Source organism: Limnoglobus roseus, assembly GCF_008254045.1.
In the GTDB taxonomy this organism is placed as follows: Bacteria; Planctomycetota; Planctomycetia; order Gemmatales; family Gemmataceae; genus Limnoglobus; species Limnoglobus roseus.
In genome coordinates this window covers 3,910,774-3,932,538 of sequence record NZ_CP042425.1, presented here as the reverse complement: position 1 = coordinate 3,932,538, position 21,765 = coordinate 3,910,774, and the positions used below count along the sequence as shown (strand labels likewise).

The 21,765-nt window shown below is 65.0% G+C and carries 15 protein-coding genes and 1 pseudogene; 7 read left to right on the top strand and 9 right to left on the bottom strand.

Going from position 1 to position 21,765, the window contains the following annotated elements:
- Positions 1-40 precede the first annotated feature (40 nt).
- Entirely contained in the window at positions 41-379 is a 339-nt protein-coding gene (locus PX52LOC_RS43330; protein WP_261368415.1) for a transposase, read from the bottom strand.
- 205 nt (positions 380-584) lie between these two features.
- On the opposite strand from PX52LOC_RS43330, the gene PX52LOC_RS16320 reads away from it, so the two are divergent.
- Positions 585-2,132, top strand: coding sequence for an FG-GAP repeat domain-containing protein (locus PX52LOC_RS16320; RefSeq protein ID WP_149111108.1), 1,548 nt, complete (start codon positions 585-587; stop codon positions 2,130-2,132).
- Between the two features lie 512 nt (positions 2,133-2,644).
- Here PX52LOC_RS16320 and PX52LOC_RS16315 read toward each other — a convergent pair.
- The gene (locus PX52LOC_RS16315) at positions 2,645-7,453 is read right to left on the bottom strand and encodes a beta strand repeat-containing protein (RefSeq protein WP_149111107.1); all 4,809 of its coding nucleotides are present in this window, start codon (positions 7,451-7,453) and stop codon (positions 2,645-2,647) included.
- 168 nt (positions 7,454-7,621) lie between these two features.
- On the opposite strand from PX52LOC_RS16315, the gene PX52LOC_RS16310 reads away from it, so the two are divergent.
- The gene (locus tag PX52LOC_RS16310) at positions 7,622-8,674 is read left to right on the top strand and encodes a DUF1559 domain-containing protein (protein WP_149111106.1); all 1,053 of its coding nucleotides are present in this window, start codon (positions 7,622-7,624) and stop codon (positions 8,672-8,674) included.
- A 25-nt stretch (positions 8,675-8,699) separates the two neighbouring features.
- Positions 8,700-8,912 carry an ArsR/SmtB family transcription factor gene (locus PX52LOC_RS16305; RefSeq protein ID WP_149111105.1) on the top strand — a complete coding sequence of 71 codons (213 nt, stop codon included), beginning with the start codon at positions 8,700-8,702 and terminating at the stop codon, positions 8,910-8,912.
- Positions 8,913-9,260: 348 nt separating this feature from the next.
- Here PX52LOC_RS16305 and PX52LOC_RS16300 read toward each other — a convergent pair whose 3' ends face one another.
- Positions 9,261-9,932, bottom strand: a complete 672-nt coding sequence (locus tag PX52LOC_RS16300; protein ID WP_149111104.1) for an SGNH/GDSL hydrolase family protein — start codon at positions 9,930-9,932, stop codon at positions 9,261-9,263.
- A 192-nt stretch (positions 9,933-10,124) separates the two neighbouring features.
- Positions 10,125-10,922, bottom strand: coding sequence for a helix-turn-helix transcriptional regulator (locus tag PX52LOC_RS16295; protein ID WP_149111103.1), 798 nt, complete (start codon positions 10,920-10,922; stop codon positions 10,125-10,127).
- Positions 10,923-11,192: 270 nt separating this feature from the next.
- Between PX52LOC_RS16295 and PX52LOC_RS16290 the strand changes: the two genes are divergently transcribed.
- From PX52LOC_RS16290 to PX52LOC_RS16275, 4 genes and pseudogenes are all read left to right on the top strand, one after another.
- Positions 11,193-13,517, top strand: a complete 2,325-nt coding sequence (locus tag PX52LOC_RS16290) for a serine/threonine-protein kinase (RefSeq protein WP_149111102.1) — start codon at positions 11,193-11,195, stop codon at positions 13,515-13,517.
- 89 nt (positions 13,518-13,606) lie between these two features.
- Positions 13,607-13,795: a hypothetical protein gene (locus tag PX52LOC_RS16285; protein ID WP_149111101.1), complete on the top strand. Its 189-nt coding sequence runs from the start codon at positions 13,607-13,609 to the stop codon at positions 13,793-13,795.
- 60 nt (positions 13,796-13,855) lie between these two features.
- Positions 13,856-14,260: a hypothetical protein gene (locus PX52LOC_RS16280; protein ID WP_149111100.1), complete on the top strand. Its 405-nt coding sequence runs from the start codon at positions 13,856-13,858 to the stop codon at positions 14,258-14,260.
- Positions 14,261-14,272: 12 nt separating this feature from the next.
- Positions 14,273-14,581, top strand: a pseudogene (locus PX52LOC_RS16275) (sigma factor); the annotation flags it as partial.
- A gap of 798 nt (positions 14,582-15,379) precedes the next feature.
- Here the strand turns inward: PX52LOC_RS16275 and PX52LOC_RS16270 are convergent.
- The 5 genes from PX52LOC_RS16270 to PX52LOC_RS16250 all read right to left on the bottom strand — a co-directional run bounded on the left by PX52LOC_RS16270 (position 15,380) and on the right by PX52LOC_RS16250 (position 20,749).
- Positions 15,380-16,414: a hypothetical protein gene (locus PX52LOC_RS16270; protein WP_149111098.1), complete on the bottom strand. Its 1,035-nt coding sequence runs from the start codon at positions 16,412-16,414 to the stop codon at positions 15,380-15,382.
- Between the two features lie 120 nt (positions 16,415-16,534).
- On the bottom strand, positions 16,535-16,900 hold the full coding sequence (locus PX52LOC_RS16265) for a hypothetical protein (RefSeq protein ID WP_149111097.1): 366 nt from the start codon (positions 16,898-16,900) through the stop codon (positions 16,535-16,537).
- Between the two features lie 153 nt (positions 16,901-17,053).
- Positions 17,054-17,656, bottom strand: coding sequence for a recombinase family protein (locus PX52LOC_RS16260; protein WP_149111096.1), 603 nt, complete (start codon positions 17,654-17,656; stop codon positions 17,054-17,056).
- A gap of 1,192 nt (positions 17,657-18,848) precedes the next feature.
- Positions 18,849-19,133 (bottom strand): hypothetical protein, encoded by a 285-nt coding sequence (locus PX52LOC_RS16255; protein WP_149111095.1) that lies wholly within the window; start codon positions 19,131-19,133, stop codon positions 18,849-18,851.
- Between the two features lie 335 nt (positions 19,134-19,468).
- Positions 19,469-20,749, bottom strand: a complete 1,281-nt coding sequence (locus PX52LOC_RS16250) for a hypothetical protein (RefSeq protein ID WP_149111094.1) — start codon at positions 20,747-20,749, stop codon at positions 19,469-19,471.
- Between the last annotated feature and the right edge of the window lie 1,016 nt (positions 20,750-21,765).

The following is a 21,765-nucleotide window of genomic DNA, read 5'->3' as shown; positions in this document are numbered from 1 at the left end:
TACCATCAATCGTCAACAAAGGGGCACTCGGGCCACGGGGCTATTCGAACATCGCCACCACGTCCGCCCACTCGACACGCCGCCACTTCACAATCGTCGGGGATTGCCCGCCCCACACCTCAGCAGACTTCGACATCGCCATCCCCGCCTCCCGCGCCATCGCGGCCTGGTAAATCGAGCCAAGGTCTGCGTCCACCGCCCGGCGGTCCTTGCCGGCCACGGACCGCAACGCCGCCCGCACCAGGTGGGCGGTGCCCAACGGCACCTTCGCCTGCGGGTACGCCGTACGAGTCGAACCCCGCCTGCCAGCCGGCGCACATGCACGGGCAGTCGGGGTCGCCGTCCCGGTGCTACCCGCAGGCGAGTTTGAGGGAAAAATCTGAAAATCTCTCGTTGTGTTGCCCCTCCGAAGGCTCGGTACTACCCTTCCACGTCCACTGCATGCCTTGGATTTTCCAAAAACCTCGTTGTGGGAAATGACTATGCTGTTCTTCTCATTACACCGCGGCCGTCATCACAGATCGAAGAGCGGCGGAAGACCTGGTCGAAGCTGTCTCACCAGATTCGAGGTATTGGAAGACCGCGTGCAACCGGCGACCGTCACCTACCAGTTCAGCGGCACGGTCACAAGCATCACCGACACGTCCACCAACCACGCGGTGCCGGTCTCGATTCAGGACAACGTCAGCACCTATGTGGGGACGTTCAGTTTCAACAACTCGGCGACCGGACAGGTGAGTGGCGGAAATGCGTTTTACAGAGGTACGGCGCTCGAACTCACGGCGACGGTCACAATCGACAACACCTACACGTATACTCTCAACACGCCGTCTAGCAGTGACGAGATCGACATTCTCGGTAACTCGTTCGAGTTCTTCAAGCGCGGCCCGACGGTAACCGCGGGCTTCTCCCCGAACCCACCTTTCAGCCACTTCGAATTTCACGGTCAAACGCAAACCAACGTCTTGGCCTCCGCCATCGTGACGGCCGGATCGAATCCTTCGTCCGGCGTCTCGGACCAACAGACCGCGGGTGCGCCGTATTACTTCATCGGGGCATCGAACTTAACCGTGGCGAACGTCTCCCCCCCGACGGTGCCGCCGACCTCGCCCCCGGCCGTGCCGCCAACGGTGCCACCGACCGCGGCGGCCGCGCTGCTCGGAACCCCGCAGTTCGCGGTCGGGGCCGACGCCGGGGCCGGCACCGCCACCCTCTACAACCCCGACGGTACCGTCCGCTTCACCGTCAGCCCCTTCGGCACCTCCTTCACCGGCGGCGTCCGCACCGCCGCCGCCGACTTCAACGGCGACGGCGTGGCCGATCTGGTCGCCGGAACCGGACCCGGCGGCCCGACCCAGGTCCAAATCCTCGACGGCAAGGACCAGCACGTCCTCGCCACCACCGCCCCGTTCGAGTCCGCGTTCACCGGCGGCGTCTACGCCGCGGCCGGCGACTTCAACGGTGACGGCGTCCCCGATCTGGTCGTTACCCCCGACCAAGGCGGCGGCCCGATCGCCGCCGTGTATGACGGGGCCGCCCTCGCCAAGGGTACGGCGACCGAGCTCACCCGGTTCTTCGGGATCGACGACCCGAACTTCCGCGGCGGGGCACGGGCGACCGTGGCCGACCTGACCGGCGACGGGATCGACGACCTGATCGTCGCCGCCGGGTTCGGCGGCGGCCCGCGGGTGGCCGGTTTCGACGGCACGTCGCTAACGGGCACGCCGAAAAAGCTGTTCGGCGACTTCTTCGCCTTCGAACAAGCCCTGCGGAACGGCATCTTCGTGACGGCCGGGGACGTCAACGGTGACGGGTACGCGGACTTGATCGCCGGCGGCGGCCCCGGCGGCGGCCCGCGGGTACTCGCGTTCGACGGGAAGAGTCTGCTCACGAACCAGTACGTCACGCTGGCGAACTTCTTCGGGGGAAACGTCGACAGCCGCGGGGGCATCCGGTTGGCCGTGAAAGACCTGGACGGGGACGCCAAGGCCGACCTCGTAGTCGGGGCCGGAGCCGGGGCCGGTTCGCACGTGACCGCCTACCTGGGCAAGAACATCAGCGCGGCGGGCACGCCGCCCCCGGCGTTCGAGTTCGACGCGGACCAATCGCAGGGCGGCGTCTACGTCGGGTAACGGGGCGGACTTCTTCCCATTGAGTTGAGAGCCAGGGCCGAACAAGGGGTTCATCCGTTACGTCGGCCCGGCCACACTGCGCCTGAGCGGAATTCGGTCAATGTGCATTCTGGCGGGTGCTCTGGACCCCGCCGCGGCCGCGGCAACTGATGACGACGAGTTTCGGATAGGATTCGAGCGGGACGATGCCGCGTTTGCTTGGCGATCGGTGGAACTCGCGACGGCGCTGGCGGATTTGTATCACGACGCAGGCGATACAGAAGACCGGGGCCGCAGGTAGGCTTTTCGTAAGTCACAGGTCACTCGGCGGCCCCGGCTGCTACTGTCACATCGTCGCTGCCAGCGTCCGCACCATCCGCGAAGCCGACCCGGCCACCTCACGAGCCAAGTTGTGGGCGAGTATTTGATCGACCACAACTTGGCTCGAAAACTTGGCAGGGAGGAATAACCACGCTCAACGGTCCGAACGCGGCCTTGACCGAACTCCTGCCCGCCTTGTTCTCTTACCGGGTTCAGCCCACGTACACGCCGTCGGCCAGGGCCGTGCTGCCGAAGACGTTCAGATCCTGGAACGCGATCGGCTCGGCCGGGCTCGTGACGTTCTTGCCGAAGTACACCCGCACGCTGCCCGGCAGACCGCTGCCGCTGCCCGCCGCGATGTCCGCCCGGCCGTCGCCGTCGGCGTCCACGACGCCCACCCGCACGCCGCCGCGGGCGGACGTGTTGCCGGCGACGAAGAAGTTGGTCACCGGGTTCGCGTAGGCCGCGTCCAGGTTGCCGGCCGACACCAGTTTACCGCTCAGGGTGTACACTCGCGGGCCGCCGCCGGGGCCGCCGCCAAAGATCAGGTCCGCGAACCCGTCCCCGTCCACGTCGCCGACCGCCACATAAGCCCCGTTCCGCAGGGTTACCGCATCGCTGCCGGGGAAGGCGAAGAAGTCACCGACCAGCGTTGTCGGCGTGCCGAACAGCGTCTTGCCGTCGAGGAGCGACACCCGCGGGCCGCCGAGGAACCCGGCCGCCACGGCCAGATCGGGCGTGCCGTCGGCGTTGATGTCGCCGATGGCCGACCGGGCACCACCGCGGAAGGTCGGGTCGTCGATGCCCAAGAAGTTGGCCTTCACGGTCGCCGTCGTGCCGGTCGTCGGCCGGCCGAAGATCGTGACGCGAGGCCCGCCGCCTTGGTCGGGCGTGACCACGATTTCCGCCCGACCATCGCCGTCGAGGTCGGCGGCCGACACGAATCCGCCGCCGGTGAAGGTCGCCTCGTAAGGCATGGTCGCGGCCACCAACAGAGTGTTATCCTTCCCGTTGACGACAGCGAACTGCACGGCCACGCCGGGGCCGGTCACGTAGATCGTGTCCGGCGTGCCGTCGCCGTCCACGTCGGCGACGGCGGTGCGAACTTGCACGCCCAAGCCGGCGAACGGGTTGCCGACGACGGCCGTGCCGGCCGGGTACTGGCCGCCCGTGGCCGGGTCGAACACCGTCACACTTCCGTCTGTCGGGCCGCTGACCGCTAGCCGCCCCGGCAGGGCGACCGGCGTTCCCGTCACCGTCACCGTGACGGTCTGGCTGGCCGTGCTGACGCTGTTAGTCGCCGTGAACGTCAACTGGTAGACGCCCGCGGCGCCGGCTGCCGGGGTGCCGGTCAGTAGGCCGGTCGCGGCGTTGAACGTCAGGCCGGCCGGCAGAGCGCCGGCCACGCTCAGGGTCGGCGTCGGCGTGCCGGTCGCGGTCACGGCGAAACTGCCCGCGGTGCCGACGGCGAAGGTGGCCGCGGCCGCACTGGTGAACGCCGGGACCGTGCCGGTCGCGCCGGATTGCACCGTCAGGGTGAAGCCCTGGGTGGCCCCGGTGCCGACGCCGTTGGTGGCGGTGATGGTCAGCGGGTACGTGCCAGCCGTGCCGGCCGCCGGCGTACCGGACAGGACGCCGGTGCTGGCGTTGAACGTCACCCCCGTCGGTAGGGCACCGGACACTGCCAGGGTCGGCGTCGGCGTGCCGGTCGCGGTCACGCTGAACGATCCCGTTGCGCCAACGCCGAACAGAGCGGTGTTCGCACTGGTGATCGCCGGGGCCGACCCCGGCCGCACCGTCAGCGTGAAGTTCTGTGTCGCCGTGCCGATGGCGTTCGCGGCGGTGAACGTCAGCGGATACGTGCCGGCCGCCGTCGTGCCCGCGACCGACAGTTGCCCCGTGGCGGCATTGAAGGTCACGCCCGCAGGCAGGGTGCCGGCCACGCTCAGTGTCGGCGACGGGGCACCGGTCGCCGTCACGTTGAACGCCCCGGACGTGCCGGTGGCGAACGACACCGTCGTCGCACTGGTGAAGGCCGGCACGGAGCCGACGGTGAGCGTGAAGTTCTGGCTCACCGCGCCCGAACTGCTCGTCGCGGTGAACGTCAGCGGGAACGTCCCCGCCGCGGCGGCGGTCGGCGTACCGGACAGGACGCCGGTGCTGGCGTTGAACGTCACCCCGGTCGGCAGGGTGCCGGACAGGGTCAGCGTCGGCGTCGGCGTGCCGGTCGCGGTCACGGCGAACGTGTTCGCCTGGCCGACTTTGAAGGCGGATGCGGCCGGGCTGGTGATCACCGGGGCGGCCGCCGCTTGCACCGTCAGCGTGAAGCTCTGCGTCGTCGTGCCGAAGAGGTTGGTGGCGGAGAACGTGACCGGGTACGTCCCCGCCGTGGCGGCCGCCGGCGTGCCGGACAGCGTGCCCGTGGCGGCGTCGAACGTGACGCCGGTCGGCAGTGCGCCCGTTTCGCTCAGCGTCGGCGTCGGGCTGCCGCCGGTCACGACGGCGAAACTGTTGGCGGTGCCGGTGGCGAACGCCGTCGCGTTCGGGCTGGTGAACGTTGGCACGTTGCCGATCGTCAGGGCGAAGGTTTGGCTGGCCGGTGTGCCGACGCCGTTGGTCGCGGTGAACGTCAGCACGGAACTGCCGGCCAACGCCGTCGGGGCGACCGTCAGCACCCCGGTCACCGGGTCGAATGTTACGCCGCTGGGCAGGGGGGCGGTTTCGGCCAGCGTCGGTGCCGGCGTGCCGGTGGCCGTCACAGTGAACGTGCCGCCGGTGCCGGCGGTGAACATGGCCCCGGCCGCGCTGGTGATCGCCGGGGCGATGCCGGCCTGCACGGTGAAGGTGAACGCCTTGGTGTCGCTGCCGGAGGCGTTCGTGGCCGTGATGCTAGGGGTGAACGTGCCGGTCGCGGTCGGCGTGCCGGTGACAGCCCCGGTGGTGGCGTTGAGGCTCAGCCCCGGCGGCAGGCCACCGGCGACGGAGAACGTCGGGGCCGGGGAACCGGTGGCGGTGACGGTGAAGCTCGGGGCCGCACCGGTGAAGAAGGTGGCCGTCGTCGGGCCGGTGATCGTCGGGGCGGTCGCCGCCACCCGCGTCAGCACGACGCTGTGCCCGGTGCCGCCGACGTAGCTGATGGTGAACTGCTGGGTGCCGACGACGACCGTCGCCCCTTCGGGCAAGCCGGCGAACGTGCCGCTCAGGGCCGGGGCCGAGACGATGGTGAATTGAGAGCCGGGCGGGGCCGCGAACGGGGTCGCCACGGTCAGGGTTGCCCCATTGAGGGCCACCGGGCCGGTCGCCGCGAGTTGGTCGTAACCGCCGCCGGGGGACGTGCCGTTGAGCGTGACGCTCAGGCCGCCGCCGCCGGTGAAGGTGACGGCCGGGGTCGTGAACACGCCGGTCGCCGCACCGGCCGGGTTCAGGTTACTGCCGATCGTGAAAGCGGCGGCGGCGGCGAGCGACAGTTGGGACGGAATGATGCCGGAGAACGAAGCGGCCGGGCCGGTCTGCGGGAAGTCGCTACTCGCCACGAGGGCCTGCACGAACCCGCCGGACGAGTCGTACTGGTACACGGACCCGGCGAAGTCGTTGTTGTGGCCGGTCGTCGGGCCGTTCGGGCCGAGATTGGCCGTGATCAGGTTCCCCTGGGCGTCAAACAGCAGGTCGGACGGGAACTGGCCGGCCAGGTCGCCAGGGTTTGCGCCGGTGCCACTCGCCACGAACGTCTGGGGGGCCGTGCCGTCGGCGTTGAACCGCACGACCTTGCCGGCCCCGGTGAAGGCCCCCAGGTCGGCCACGTACAGCTTGCCGTCCGGGCCGAACGCCAGGCCGGTCGGGAACTCCAGTCCGCCGTTGTTCGGCGGGGCAATCAACTGGCTGGTCGTCGGCGTGGCCCCGGTGGCCCCCGTCACCTTAACCACACTGCCGGTCGCGGAGCTGCTGAAGTACAGGTTGCCGGTGTCCCCGGCGGCGACTCCGAACGTCAGCCCGCTGGGTTGAACAACGCCGGCCGGGCCGGCGACAAGGGTGTACGTGCCGGGGGCAGTCAGCACGCCGCCGGTGCTGTTCACGTCGAACCGGATCACGGCCCCCTGAGCAGACGTGAACCCGCCGTTCAAGCTGACGTACAACTTGCCGTCCGGGCCGAACCGCAGGCCCGCCGGGGCGAAGTGCGCGTTGCCGCCGCTCGACGGCATGGCCGCGATGTTGTTCAGCGTGGTCGAATCGAGGAACGTAGACAACTGGTTCGTGGTCCGGTCGAACTTCAGGATGGTGTCATTGTTCTGGCTGCTGAGGTACAGATTGCCGTCCGGCCCGGTGGTGAGACCGGCCGGCAGTTGCAGGCCGGTGTTGCTGTTCGGGGCGAGCAAGGCGGCCAGCAGGTCGCCGGTGCGGGCGTTGAACTGGTACAAGGCACTGTCGTAGAACGACTCCACGAAAAGGCTGGGGTCGGATGTGATGGTGCCGCTGCCGTTCAGCGGGAACGGGGCCGCGGTCGCCAGGCCGGACGCCAAGGCGATGGTGCCGGCCGTGGTGATGGTGCCGCTGCCGGCCAGCGTGACGCCGAGGGCGAGCGGCAGGCCACCGTTGCCGGAGATGGTCAACGGGTCGCTCACCGTGATCGGAGCGAGCACGGCGTCGCCGCCGGAGTTCGTGTCGGTCAGAGCGGCCGACCCGGTCGCCACGTTGAACGTCAGCGATCCGCCGCTGCCGACGACGGTGAACGCCCCGGTGGCGGTCGTCGAGCCGATGTTCAGTGTCCCGACGGTGATCGGCACATTCAAGTTGACGTGCTGATTACCGACGAGGGCGGCCGTGAGGTTGGCCACGTCGTCGATTGCGTTCGGGAACCCAGCCCCGCCCCAGTTGGCCGCGTCGTTCCAGCTGTACGTCCCCGGCGCGGTCGGCGTCCACGTGAACGTGGCCGGCACGTCACGCCCTTCGAGTGCCTCGACGGCCAACGGACGGCGGGTCCTCAGTCGCTTGGCGGCCGACCGGGCGGAGAAGGTGCGAGGCATGGTGCGCTCTCTGGGGGTATGATGTCGAGACGGCCGGCGGGTGAACGACAAGCCTCTCGACGGCGAAGGTGGGCGTGGGGATGTCGGAAAATATAATGACGCCTGACGAGTCGTCAAGATAATGCGCGGCGATTCGGCAGCTTCCGCGGCCTGGGTGGGATGGGAAATATGACTCCGACACCTCGTTCGACATCGACCCGATCGGGATTCACGCTCATCGAGTTGCTGGTCGTCATCGCCATCATTGCGATCCTGATCGGCCTCCTGTTGCCGGCCGTCCAGAAGGTTCGTGAGGCGGCCGCTCGCCTCAAGTGCGCGAACAACCTCAAGCAGATCGGCCTCGCGCTGCACAACTACGAGGGCACGAACGGCACCCTGCCCCCGGTCTTCCCGGCCGTGGTGAAGGCCCCCTACGTCGGGGTCGTGCCGCCGTACTTCTACTCGTGGAGCGTGCTAGCGCAACTCAACCCGTTCCTCGAACAGACGGCCATCTTCAACCGGATGAACTTGGATCAGCCGATGTACCTGTACCCGTCGTTGCAGGTGTCCACGGACAACCAGTTCGCGGTGCAGCAGATGATCCCGATCTTTCTGTGCCCCAGCGACAGCATGACGGCGGGCGTCGGCGGGTACGGGGTGTCGCAATTCGGGTCGTCGAACTACGCCGCGTGCACTGGCTCCGGGGCGACGGCCGGCGGTGCCCCTTACGGGTCGCCGTGGGACTCCGATGGCGTGTTCCGGGCGAAGATCAAGGGGCGGTTCGCGGACATTACCGACGGCCTGTCCGGAACCACGGCGTTCTCGGAAAGCACGCTCGGCGACGGGGCGACCACCTACGGCCCGACGCCGCCGGGGCCGACTCGCAAGTGGTACGCGAACGTGTCCCCGCCACTGACGCCGGCCGCGTGCGGCACCCCGTCGTCGTGGAACTACCAGCAGCCGCGGGGCTTCCAGTGGGTGGCCGGCGAAGTCCGGTGCGTGAGCTACAACCACTTCTACCCGCCGAACAGCCCGCAGTACGACTGCGTCACGAACGTGACCACGGCGGGCGAGCAACAGTACACCAGCGTCGGGTTCAAGGCCGCCCGCAGTTACCACACAGGCGGCGTCAACGTGCTGATGGCAGACGGCTCCGGCCGGTTCGTGCGAGACGCTGTTGACCCGACCACCTGGACGGCCGTCGGCACCCGCGGCGGTGGCGAAACTGGCGGTGATTATTGACAAGTTGCTTTGCCCGAGGGGCCGCATGCCGACCACCTCTCTCGACACGATCCGCTGCTCCAGTCTTCTGGCGGCCTTGGCCGCCCCGGAGCGATTGCGGATCGTCCGCTTCCTGGCCGCCGGCCCTCAGAACGTCTCGACGATCGCCAAGAATCTTTGCATCCCGAACAACAACCTCTCCCACCATCTGGCGACGCTGACGAACGCAAACTTTTTACGGCGGGAACACAGAGGCTGATTTGTCTACTACTCCCTGCGGCCCGGCGTTCTCCGAACCGTGATTGACTCGATCTCGGTCTTGGAACTCGACTGTTACCATCTGATCTTCCCCGCGTTCACCGCGACTGTCTGAATCGAGACGCGAAGGGTGCTCACTTGTCTGCGCCGCGGCGAAGTCACGGGAGGGTTGTGTTGAGGCCGAACGAGTGATCCTGCCAATCCACCGAGTGAGATGAATACGGATCGGGTCTCCTCAACTACCGCCGAAGGCTACACGCCCAGCGTAGCGACCCGTGACAGCAGCCGCAGGGATTAATCTCGGTCGGCGATCCTGCGGAGTGGTTGAGGGTTCGAATGCGTCGATCGGTCACGATCCTTCCGACGCGGGCTCTGCCCACGCCTGCCCTGCCGCCGCCTGGAGGGCGGCCCGTTCCCCGGCCGACAGACCGGGCACGTCGACCTCAGCCCCAACAGGGCTCTCCTGGAACAGTGCGGCGAGGATGACGCACGCGGCGAGGTACGACCCCGCCACCGTGGGGTGGCTCTGGTCCCGGTCGTGCAAAGCGGGCCCGTCGTTGTCCCGGAGGAACCGTTGCCACGCCACGCCGGCCGGTGCGACCGTGGCACCCAACTCCTTGCCGATGGCGGCGTAGGCGTCAGTAATGGCCTGCTGGGAGTCCGGGGCGTTCTGCCGGGCCCACGTCATGTAAAGGACCGTCCTCGCGCCGGCAGCCCGGATCGCCCCGTCGAACAGGCGGACGTTCTCGTGCATCCGGCTGGCGTTCTTGGCGGGCAGCGTGCTCTGCTCTTGGAGCACGACGGCGTCGTACCCGCCGTCCCGGATCGCCTCGGTCGCCCGGCCGGCGTTCCAGTGCGCCCGGAGCGACGCGCCCCCGGCGTGAATCAGGCGGTGCTCAAGCTGCCGGCCCAGTGCCCCGGCCAACCGGGCGATCAGGCCGGGCAGGTCGTTCCGGGCAGTGAAGCTGTTCCCGATGAACAGCACCTTCGTCGGTCCGTGGCCGCGACTCTTCTTCGCCATATGCCCCTCCCGGTCGGTGGTAACGCGAACGGGGCGGGTGGTATCCGCCGGGACGCTCGGGGACAAGTTCGGTCGCCATCGGCTCGGGCCTGTGCCTGTGGCGTCCGCGGCACCAATCCAGGGTTGCCCGTAGGTAGGGGCCCCTTCGCACGCTCGTCAACTCGGCGGCCCCACCGCGGAGGTCGCTGGGGGTCACCGTCGTGGGTACCGCCGCAGGAAGTACGCCAACAGTTCGGCCCGGCTGGACACGCCAAAATGCCGGTAGAGGTGCTTGACGTACTCGTGGACGGTGGTCGGGTGTAAACGACACCGCAGGGCCGCCTCCTTTTCCGAATCCCCGTCGAGCAGGCAGCCCAGTACTTGCCGGAGCCGGGGGCTAAGGCCGTGCAGGTTCGGCTGGCTGGTGAGAAACAGTCCGCGACCAAGATGGGGTTCCAACTCGCGAAGTAGCGCCGCCACGACCGCGCCGGCCCGTCGTGAAAACGCCTGCTCGCCTTTCGCCCGTACCACGGTCAACACGTAGCCCCCGCCGATGACCGGCACGTCGGCTCGTGATACCAATCCCTCGTCCATCCCGTCCGCACGCAACAGGTCGTTGACAAACGGCGAACGATCCCAAACGTGGTCCGGAACAATCTCCCGCCGGGTCAGGGACAGGCTCGGTTCGGGCATCGCCCAGAAGGCCGACACGGCCGGGTGTGCCTGCATCGCCATCGGGTCCGCCGCGAGTGCCTCCCACTTCCGACGCAACGACTCGGAAGGCCACCCCCCGCCGAGTTGCTGACCGACCCATTCTTGAAGGACGCCCAACTCACCCCGGAGTGGCGGGGTCGGGCCGACCGCGGCCACCATGCCGCCGGTCAACTTCTGGAGGCCGGAAATGAGGCGTTGTTGCCACGCCATCGCATCGTCGCCTAACTCTCGGCATTCGTTCATCAGTCGCAAGATTGCGACCTCGTCCGCGGCGGTCACTCGTTGAGATTTGCTCATGAACGTCTTGGGATTCACCCCTGTTCAGGGGGATGGCTGAAGCCCGGTGCGAAGGTGAAAATATACCACGGTGTTCCCACTTCCACAAGGATTGGAGGGCTGGCCCGGTTCTCCCCCGGGATACCGGTCGAACGGACGTTGCCCGCGAAAAGCGGAAACCCAAGGGGGGGATCGCTTCGAGCGGGAAGTGGAATCGGGGTCCACTCCGGAATTCAACGCTCCGGGAACAATTGTTTCATCATTGGCTTCCGAAAGGTCGGGCACTTCCGAATGGATACGCCGACTCAACCTTCCGAATCGAGCGAGCCGCCCGCCGTCGATCTGCTCCCCCTTCCGAGTCGGCTGGGGGACTACGAGCTTACCGCCGCGTTAGGGGCGGGCGGCATGGGCGTCGTGTACCGCGCCCGGCACCGGTCCCTCCAAAGCACGGCGGCGGTCAAGGTTTTGAACCCGGCCATCGCGCACCACACCACTGCCCGGCAGCGGTTCCTACAGGAAGCTCGGCTCACGGCCGGCCTGCGGCACGATGGCGTGGTCCGCGTCGTTCACGTCGGGGAAGACGGGCCGGTCCTCTTCTTGGTGATGGAGCTGCTGGAAGGCGAATCGCTGACCGACCGCCTCAAAAGGGGCCCGGCGTTCACGACGGACGAGACGGTTCGAATCGGGCGCGAAGTCGCTTCCGCCCTCGCCGAAGCCCACCGCCAAAACCTCGTTCACCGGGACATCAAGCCGGGGAACATCTTCCTTCAACACATTCCCGGGCGTCCGCCCCGCGTCAAACTCCTCGACTTCGGGATCGCCCGCCGGCAAGACGCGGATCAGAGTTTCACGTCCGTCCACGCGCTGATCGGCACACCCCATTACATGGCTCCCGAGCAGGTCGACGATTCGCGGGTAGGCAGTCCCGCGGACGTTTTTAGCCTCGGCTGCGTGTTGTACGAGTTGGTGAGCGGTCGCAACCCGTTCCGCGGCCGATCGCAGGCGGCCTCCCTGCGGCTGATTGCCGAGTACGATCCGCCGCCGCTGAACGAGCTATTCCCAATTCTGCCGGACGCTTTCTCGACAGTGGTCCGCGATTGTTTGTTCAAAGACCCCCTGCGGCGGCCGACCGCCGAGGACGTGGAACGGCGTTTGTTACAAGTCGAACCCGAGCCCGATTCGCGCACCGCGTTGCGGACCGTTTCAGCGGCGGCCGACACGACGGAGACCCAGAAATACCGACCCAACGCCAAACCGACGGCCCGCCGGTGGGTCGGGGCTTTCGCGCTACTCATTGCACTGGGTACGCTGGGTTGCCTCGGCCTTTGGCTCGACTCTCGGCCACCGAAGCCGAAGGCCGACGATGCCAACCCGGTGGCCGATCGGCCACTGCCCGTGGCGGACAAAAGTCAATCTGTTCTCAGCGGATGGCGTTTGGAACAACCGCCCCCACTGGACGAGTGGCTGCGCGGCCGACGGATTCGCACCGTTCGGCAGGACGGCGGGGCCGAGTTCCGGAGCCTTCTTGCCGCACTGGCCGCAGTGCGATCGGGCGAAGCCATCGAGATATTAGACGCGGGGCCGTACACCGATTTCGCCCCGCTGCCGGACGGATCGGTGGGTCTTTCTGTCCCGCCCGATGTGACCGATATCGGGATTTTCAGCCGCACCGGCGCGAGCTTGCGAACAACGAAATATCAAGTCAACAAAAACATCCCGCCGAAGAATGGTCGGGTCTGTTACGCGGGTGCGACCATCGCCGCCGGGGCGGGATTGCGGCTCCACGGCCTGACCTTTCAAGCCGACCCGCCACCGCAGAACACCGCCGACGCCTCGGCCTGGCGTCTCTCCATCGGTGGTCCGTGCGTCGTTGAAGACTGCCTCTGGTTGCGGGCTGCCCATCCGCGACCGGAACAGTATCTCGTCATTTTAGCCTTTGACTTTCGGAACTCCGCCGCGATGCCCTTGACCGTTCGTCGGTGCTGGGTGGAGGGGACGGTGAACACGCACGTTACAAACCCCGGGGTCCGGACGGAGGCCCGGATCGAGCGGTGCGTGTTCACGGACGCCTCGCAAAACCTCTGGTTGCAACTCGGTCACGCGCGGTGGGCCTTCCTTGAGAACATTTTTCAGGCGGACGATTGTTGTGTGGCACTGGGTACGACCCGCTTCGCACCGGCGAAAGGTCAGCCCGAGGTGCTATTCGGCCGGAATACGTTTCTAAGCACGGCCCGTTCGCCCGTTCGCGTCGAGCGGTACGAAAAGGGTGAACTGGCCAAAGTCTCCGTGGCGCTGTTCGACAACGCCTTTTCTGGCCCGGGCGAGCCGATTCACTTCGCCGCATCGCAAGACGCTCGCGAGAGCCGGTCGTGGGCGTCCCAGGAGAACTGGTCCACCGACCACTCCGGTGCAGCGTGGTTGAATTTCCTCGAAGGGCGAATCCAATTCGTTTCTCAGGATCCGCTCGCCCCTGACTTTGCCCGAATCGAGAACTCACCGCCCGGGACCGGCGGGGCCGGCCTGCGCGGCCCCGGGGCCGTGCCCTCGGGACCGCTGTCCGACGCTCTTGAGTGGCTGGCGTACCTCCAGGCACGCCGTGGGATGGTTTCCCCATAAGTTTCACGACTTTGACTACCGACGGTGCTGGCGAACGTCCGCGACTTGCGGGCGACAGACCGCCCGCGGTTCGACGAGCACTTCGACATGTGTCTCCTCGACGTGCCCGGTACCGGGCTCCGCCGAAGGACGCGGTGCCCGCCGGCGTCATCCCACTGTCGAAGGACGCGGAGAAGGACAAAGGCAGGGAGGCCAACGCGGACGCGATCCGAGAGCACCCGTGGGCGGTCATCGGCATCACGCCCGGCGGCACGTACGGGATGGTCAAGCAGAAGTAGCCCAAGCAACTGTTCGGCCACGACCTGTGTGACCTGCTCGTGCTCAACGAGGCGTCACAGATGAACTTGTCGAGGGCTGTGTACGACCCCGTCCTCAGCGAGCTCCGCGTCCACGCCCAACTGAAGGGCGAGCGGCAGTTGTACCGCCGGGCGATCGCCGAGTACCTCGTCGGCCGGGACGACTTCTTCGCCCGGGAGGCGAAGTACAGCCTGCACCCGATCCGCCGGGACCGAGAGGATTGCTTGGCGTGCGGCGACGTCGACGGCCTCGACGCCGTCCTCCTCCGGGAGTTGCACTTTGCCGGAGGTTCGCCGGCCGTGGCGCGGAGGCGGGAACGGGGCGGGCATGGCCCGACCACTGGTCCGTTCACGTCTTCGAAGCCGGCCGGGAGGGTCGCTCCCGTGCCCAACTCCCCGTTGACCGAATCCGCGTTCGCCCGCCGCCTCGTCCGGGAGACGGCCTGACGGCTCGCCGCCCGGCACCGCCTCCGTGGGTGGGACGCCGACGATGTCGTCCAGGAAATGTTCCTCCGACTGCTGAAGGCCCGCCGGGCGTTCGACCCGGCGCGGGGCGTGATCGAGGCGTACCTCGCCGTGGTCACGCCTTGCACCGCCGCGGACCTGCTCCGTCGGCAGCTGGCGACGAGGCGCACGGCGGTCGTGCACTCCCTCCACGGGATCGGCGAGGACGAACCGGCCGACCCGCACGACCCGATCCCGCGGTCGATGTGGCCGCGGTCCTGGCCCGCCTGCCCGCCCACCTCCGCCGCGCCGCCGAACAGCTGAAGACCGAGACCGTGGCGACCACGGCCCGAACGGTGGCGGTGTCCATGCCCCCCACTGGGCGTTCGAGGAGTACCAGCGGCGGGAGCCGTCACGGCCCCCGCCCTTGTCCACTTACGATCTCAAACCCCTGCCCCCGATCACACGCGGGGCCGCCGGCGACCGCGTGATGGACACCCGAACGCGATGCGTCCCGAACCATCACGGGGACCGCGTGGCCGAACTGATCCCCGACCCGAACCCGCTCCTGGCCGCCGCCCTCGGGTACGCGACCCAACTCAAGTGGCCCGTCATCCCGCTGCACGCCGACGATGATCGACGCGCACGTGCGGAACAAGGACGCCTGGGTGGTGCAAAGCCAGCGGGACGCTGGGTGACGGCCTGGCGACGGGGTGCGTTACCGTGTGAGGCTGCGCGGTCGATTGGGGGCCAGGTCGCCGTAACTTCTGACCCAGCCTTGACGTACGGCCGCCGGCCCGGTCCAATCCACTTCCCGTGTTCGTCTGCGCCCGCGCAGACTCATTCTCTGTTCGGCGGCGGAGAGCGTCGGGATGCAGAAACGCAGGCGGCTGTCGATCGTCTTGCTGCTCCCCGCGGTCGCCGTCAGTGGGTGCTGCTTCGGGCCGTGGGGCACCACATACCCGCCGCTTGGCCCGTCACCCGGATCGAGATCAAGGTGGATCCGAACGACCGGCAGGTGCGGTTGATCCGACCACCGGGCCTCGCTCTCACGATGACTGGATGCTAACATGTCAGGCGCTGCACCTGACTGCCAGTAGTATTCCCCTGTGTTTTAAGGGGTTAAAAGGGTAGATGCAAGGGTAGTTTCGACCGCCTACCCTCCAAATCTACCCTTCGGGGCGGTGGCCGGGCCGTCTGGTCAGGCGGTTCGCACCTTGTCGTCATGAGCGGCCCGTAGGTGGCCGCAGGACGCTCCGGGCGGTCTTTCATCACCCCGATCATTTCGACGGCTCGTAGGGGCTTCCAGAGCGGTTTAACGGGCTTCTGCGGTAGTGGCTTGGCGGCGGCTGGTGTGGGTATCTCGGCGTCGGCGTCATGATCTTCGACAACAACAAGATCGTCGTCCAACTTGGGAACCCAACCGGACGGGACACCGAAGTAGCCCACGGAGCGGCGAACCCGACTCAACGAGAAGAAGCCCTGCGTGAGTTCGTACATCTCACGGGCGTACTCTTCCGCACCCGGCTGTTGAAGGCCGTCGTTGATCTTCCGTTCGTGGGCGACGATCTCCTTCCAGACGCTTTCCTTGTTCATTCCTTGCGGCCAGAACGGGCCGATGAACCCGTACTTCCGCATCTTGAGTATTTGCCGGAACAGCACCCGCTTCTTTGCCCAGCGGTCACGGCTGACCAGTTCGCCGTTCTTGTACTTCGCCGTCCTCGCCTTCACCATGTACCTGACGGTGTACCGGCCCTCGCCGGGGTTGTACGGCTCCAACTTGATGTTCGTCTTCACAGTCTTCGTAGCTTGCTTCAACAACGCCAACAGGTCGGGCGTCCGGCTCCGCAAGAGCATGTGGAAGTTGAAGTGGTTGGAGCGGCGGCTGGCCTCGCAGACGTACAAGGCGACGACCTTCTTGTTCGACAGATAGCGGCATACCTTCGGCCACAACGCCTTCATTTCAGCAGCGGTTATGTCCTCGGTGAAGTTGATACTGGCGAAGGCCGTGAACTCGGACGTGAAGTATTTTCTTCTGGCCCACTGGACGCACCGGGCCAGCTTGTCGGCCTCGTACAAGTAGCCGTCAAGGGTATGCCACCCGTCCTCGGTGTAGTGAAGGGGCCGAACCCGCTTCCTCGGACGGAGTTGAAACAATCTCGGTGCTGGGGTACTATGTAACATGGTACGTTTCTTGACCCGCCGCACTTGGTTCGCAGCCGTGCGGCGGGTTCTTCATTTTACCAGTGCGTCATCCTCCTCGTCGTGTTTGGCGTATTAGATATTCATATCTGAGCCGCCCACTGCGACGGCTTCCAACGCCTTCCGGGTGGCCGTGTCGTGGAAGGTGAAGAAGTCGGCGTAGTCCGGCTGGTCAATCACCATCTGGCGGGCCAACATCGGCAAGTAGTCGTTGCTCACCTTGAACCCGACGTACTCTCCCACGCTCATTTCCCAGCGAATTCTATTGCCGATGAGGTTGGCTCCGCAGCGGGCGTGACCGGCGTTGCGGTACGTCTCGGAGAACTGCCGGAACAGGGTGTAGATGGTCTGGCCGTGCTTGGTGGTGAGCCACGTCTGGAAGGCGGTGTACTTCTCTTGTTTGTACCGGGAGAAGACGCCCGGCATGGATGGGTTGTTCATGGTGGTATCTATCCACCGGCGAACAATTCTCACCGACAATTCCCCGGATTGGTGAATTTCCTTCCCTGAGCGGCGACCTTGAAGGAATGTCGTGGTGACTGCCCAGCCACGGCCGCTTCGCGGCCGGGCTGGGCCACACCTTCACGTCACCGATTACGCCTTCACCGGCTCGTTGTTGCCCCGGCCCATGTACCGCCACACCGTCCGCAGCGAAACACCCAACGCCGTGCTGATCTCCGGGGCCGTCAGCCCCTTGTCACGGAGTTCAACAACACGGGCCGGGTTCCCCTTCAACGTCCCGTTGGCCCGGCCCTTGTACTTGCCCTTCTTCTTCGCCTGTTCGATCCCAGCCGCCTGACGCTCCTTGCGGTACTCGTTCTCAATCTCGGCCAGCCCCAACAGCAACGCCGCAATCATGCGGCCCACGGAGCCATTGAAGTCGAGTTGTTGCGTCACGACGACGACCCGCAACCCCCGCTCCGACCAGTCGGCCAACGTCGCCACGCCGTCCTTGAGGCGGCGGGAGAGCCGATCCAGCTTCCACAACACGACCGTCTTGACCTTGCCGTGAAAGATGTCGGCTTGCAAGCGGTCGAACTCAGGCCGCTTCATTGTCGTGCCGGACTCCTTGTCGCAGTACCACTCCACCTTCTTCGGGTCGATGCCGTTGGCGTCCAACCACTTCTTCACTTCAGCCCGCTGGCCGTCGTCGTTCTGTCGGCGGGTGCTGACTCGGATGTAAGCGGCCACGGTCATGTTCGTGTCCTCGTTGTTCCTGACGTGATCTTACGGCACGTTCCGAACAGTGTCAATAGGGTAGAGTCTGTGTGGCACGATTTGGCTGCGTGGATTCCTCTGGATTTGCTGGTGGTTCCAGACGAAAATGACCAGTGACCCTATTTGGCAGTCCTGCAACGGGTTGAAAATGCTGCCAACAGCGGTGGCATGGTCGATCGGGTGGGATCGGGGCTACCAGGAGGATGTGCAGTGCCAAACGTTGAGTTCGTCTGTACTGAGTGCAGTCGGCTTCTCGGCGAGATCGCAGGTGATGCTCCTGATGCCGAGCGTGAGAAATTTTGTCGCCTCCTTGAATCGCAGGGGTTCACTCCAGTCCATCACTTCGGGTGGTTTTGCTCCCGTGAATGCGGAGAAACCTTCTTTAAGCGAGACGCTGAGTGGCACAAGCTGCACAACCCGTCTGTCGCCAAATGACGATTTCCGGCTTCGCTCCAAGCAACAGTCCTGTCACATCTGGCTGGGTAAGTTTCGCCAACAGCGGAGGAATAAGATGTACTTCCCACATTGCGGTCGGACGATGCAAATTCTCGATGGTGTATACACTTGCGTGAATGGCGATATGCCGTTGAGCGGGGCGATGCACGAAATCCTCACACAGCGGTTTCCAGTGCAGCGGCCTCGTCCGGAGGCCGTCGAGGTAGGTCGATTGATTACTCGGTGGTACTGCCCCGGATGCGGCATACCACTTGACGCCGGGATGGTGTGTACAGAGTGCGGAAAGTCAATTCACGATCAACTATTCCGCCTTGTAGAGCTTCATCCTCACGCAGATGGCTGATGACTTCCTACGCAACATCAGAGGCGTTGTCCTCGGTAAGAGAGCATCATCCCGATGACGACGAAGCCGAATCACACTGCCCGAAATGCGAGCGGACGAATGCGAGTGCAGAATCGTGCGTAGCGTGTATACGCTCAGGGCGTAACTGCACCCAACGGCGGAATTGGGCAGACTCCAAAGGGTCATCCCAGCACGTCTCGCATGTACTCCCGTTGGCTGGGACAAACAGCAATTCGCTCGCAACAAGACACCAGAGGCCATCTCGCTCCTCAGCTACAACCCGTGGGCCAATCTCTTCTATGGGGATGCTGCGAAGTCGCCTTTGAATGTGTTTCCATTCCCTCTCTGGTGAACTCATACGTTCCTCCACAACTACAAGTTTGCATTTTGCCACCAATCCCCGATCTTCGCCACATACTTCTGCGGAACGATCTCTTTCATCCTTCTGATGGTAGGTGGAAATAACTTCGGCTTCTTTACCGGCTTCGGCTGAATCCGCTTCCGCTGGGCGTCCGTGAACGGGGTCATGTTGATCTTGGTCATCCCCTTGAGTGCCGGTCGGTCGGGCAGCAGGAAACCCTCGTCACGCTGGGCCAACCACTCTGAAAACGTCGTGTGCTTCATGCCGATATTTAGGGCGGCGACGTTCAAGAACAAGAAGGAACACCGGGTAATGGTGGAGCAAGGCCGGGGGTGACGGAACCTTTTTTCACCATTTTCCGTTCGTCGCCGGGAGATGATAATTCTGCAACAAGGGGCGGGGCGGCGGGATGGCGTGCTGTAAAGAACACGGACTTGACCCACCCCCTTGAAGGACTCCCACAACCTTCCCACAAAGTAGAGCAGATGGACAACAAAAGCACTAAAACCCCATGAAAACATGGGGTTCGGCGGGTCGTCTGCTTGGGAACGGTCTGAACGGCTATTAACCGCCTTTGACGACACTTTCGACCCGAAACCAGTGGCATATTAGCCGGGCGGCGGGCCGGTTATTACTCCACCCCGAACAGCACCTTCCTCGCCTTCGTCAGTGCCTTGTCGAGCTTCACCACCTGTTCCGGGGTGTACTTCTTGATGTAGTTCTTGTGGTGCGTCCCCTGTCGGCTCTCGCCCCGGAACAGCAGACTCTCTTCCTCCCCGAAATCTTCGTCGTCTTGGATGATTTGAGCGGTCGTCTTCCGCAGTGCCTTGTGTTCGGGAAGGCCGAACTTCTCACGGAACTTGTCCCACTCCCGTTGAAGGTCACGACGCTTGATGCCGAACGCCATCGCCTCCTTCGTTTCCGGCCAGACGAGCCACACGGGTTTCACCCGGTTCGTCTTGTGTGCCAACTTCTTCCGCACCTTGCTGACGTGCTTGCCGTCGTTGATGACGTGTTCCTCGGCCAACTCGATGATGTCGGAAGCGTAGAACCCGAAGTTCAAGCCCATCAACAGGGCGGTGCGGGCGATGCCCGTGGCGTTGGCGAGGGCGGTACGAACTTGTTCGATGGTGTACTGCACCTTGTCGCCTTCGGGGACGGGCAGCATGTGCCGCTTGTCCCCGATCCACGGCATCGGGTGGTTGTGGTCAGTCGCCAGAGCGTGCAGGAAGGTGTGAACCCGGCTCTGGTTCTTCGCCTTGCTGGTGTCGTTCCAAGTGGGGTGTTTCTTGAGCAACTTCAAGAACTCCCGGTAGTGGTCGATGGTGATTTCATTCACCAAGATGTTGCTGCACGCCTGCACGAACAGGTTGATGGCGGATCGCTGGTTGGACTTGTCCTTGCCCTTCTTGGAGTCGATGTACTTCTCCGCTTCTTGCTTCACGCTGCCCTTCGGCGGGGCTTTCTTGATGTGGTGGCTGTTCAGCACCCGCACCGCCAGTTCGTCATCGTCCAGCCCCAGCATGACGAGTTCCTTCTTGGCGTCCGGGTGCATGGCCGGAACGTCGGCGTGGTCGATGTCCCATTCGGGAAGGTCGAGGACGTACTGCCGCTCCTTGATGAACTCGGTGGCGTCCCGGCTCTCGGCCTGCAAGCTCTCGATGATGACTTCCAGCGACCGCAGCCGCTCTTGCAGGTGGGACCGCTTCCGCTTCTCGGCGTTGTCGGCGGTGGTCAGGATGGTGAGGTACTTGTCCCAATACGGGCGGCTGGCGATCTTCCCTGTGGGGACGGGTTCCCCCAAGATGTCGGCCAACTGCTGCGGCGTCTTGCGGATGCCCAGCTTCTTGAGTTCCCAGCGGTCTTGGCTACGATCCCACGTCCCACTGCCTTTTTTACGCACGTCGTTCATCGCACTTCCCCCAAAGCCCGGTGTCAGGTACACTGATTTTACGCCGAAACTACCACGACATCTACCCTTTTTGGGTTTACCCTTGTCGTTGAAACGACGTAAAATACTACCTGACAAAGACTTGCGAAGCAGAAAAACAGGCTATCGGGGGTTGGTGGTCTTCCGCTGCACCAGACCCGGCGGCATGAGTTGGTTCTGGATATGATGAGGCCACTGATTGCACCGGGCTGGTGAGCGTGGTCGTTCGGCGGCGGAGGTTATCGCGGTGTGAAGGGGCTGGCTTACTCCAAGGGATGGGTCAACTTTCGCGACATGGGCGAGTGCGTTAACCTGCTCGCTGGGCATGACGTGCTCCTGTGAGACGCATCTTGCGGGGTGGCAAGCTTTAGTTCGTTGAGACGGCGGATCAGATCTGTCGTCCGGGTACGACCATCGACCTCCGCAAAGGCCCGACTTGGAGGAGAAGCGGTTCGGAGCGGACTACCGGCAATTCTCGATCTCGAACGATCACGAGAAGTACGACACGACCGACCCGGTTGTCCGGCGGTGGCTGAATGAGGTGTTTGCCTATCTGAGGCCGAGGTGGGATGTGAAAACGGCTACAGCGGTTCTCACCCTCAAACACACTGACCAAGTGGGGTGGCTTCATTCAGCCTGGACGGCACGCGGGTTGTCGCCGGCGGCCATGAAGGTGTGGTGTGGGTGTGGGACGCGAGCGTTGGCACAGAACTCCTCGCCTTGAAGGGCAACGCGGCGTTTATTCGGTCTGTGGCATTCCGTCTGGATGGGACGAAAATTGCCACCGGCAATAAGGACGACCCAGCAATCGTCTTGGACTTCAGCCCCATGAGCAGTCAGTTCCCTGCGAAGCCTGACGCGAGGCGATAGAGTCGCTTACGAGGATTCCTCGTCGTCGGTCGAACGAGGGTCCGAAGGCGGTCCCGAAACACCCACCGATCCGGTCGACCTGCTGGCCATCCAAGCCTGCTGTCGCGGCCAATCCGCCTGGTCGTTCG

Coding starts and splice junctions, on each gene's coding strand:
- PX52LOC_RS16315 (WP_149111107.1), bottom strand. CDS start 7,453: ATGCCTCGCACCTTCTCCGCCCGGTCGGCCGCCAAGCGACTGAGGACC.
- PX52LOC_RS16310 (WP_149111106.1), top strand. CDS start 7,622: ATGACTCCGACACCTCGTTCGACATCGACCCGATCGGGATTCACGCTC.
- PX52LOC_RS16305 (WP_149111105.1), top strand. CDS start 8,700: ATGCCGACCACCTCTCTCGACACGATCCGCTGCTCCAGTCTTCTGGCG.
- PX52LOC_RS16300 (WP_149111104.1), bottom strand. CDS start 9,932: ATGGCGAAGAAGAGTCGCGGCCACGGACCGACGAAGGTGCTGTTCATC.
- PX52LOC_RS16295 (WP_149111103.1), bottom strand. CDS start 10,922: ATGAGCAAATCTCAACGAGTGACCGCCGCGGACGAGGTCGCAATCTTG.
- PX52LOC_RS16290 (WP_149111102.1), top strand. CDS start 11,193: ATGGATACGCCGACTCAACCTTCCGAATCGAGCGAGCCGCCCGCCGTC.
- PX52LOC_RS16280 (WP_149111100.1), top strand. CDS start 13,856: ATGAACTTGTCGAGGGCTGTGTACGACCCCGTCCTCAGCGAGCTCCGC.
- PX52LOC_RS16265 (WP_149111097.1), bottom strand. CDS start 16,900: ATGAACAACCCATCCATGCCGGGCGTCTTCTCCCGGTACAAACAAGAG.
- PX52LOC_RS16260 (WP_149111096.1), bottom strand. CDS start 17,656: ATGACCGTGGCCGCTTACATCCGAGTCAGCACCCGCCGACAGAACGAC.
- PX52LOC_RS16250 (WP_149111094.1), bottom strand. CDS start 20,749: ATGAACGACGTGCGTAAAAAAGGCAGTGGGACGTGGGATCGTAGCCAA.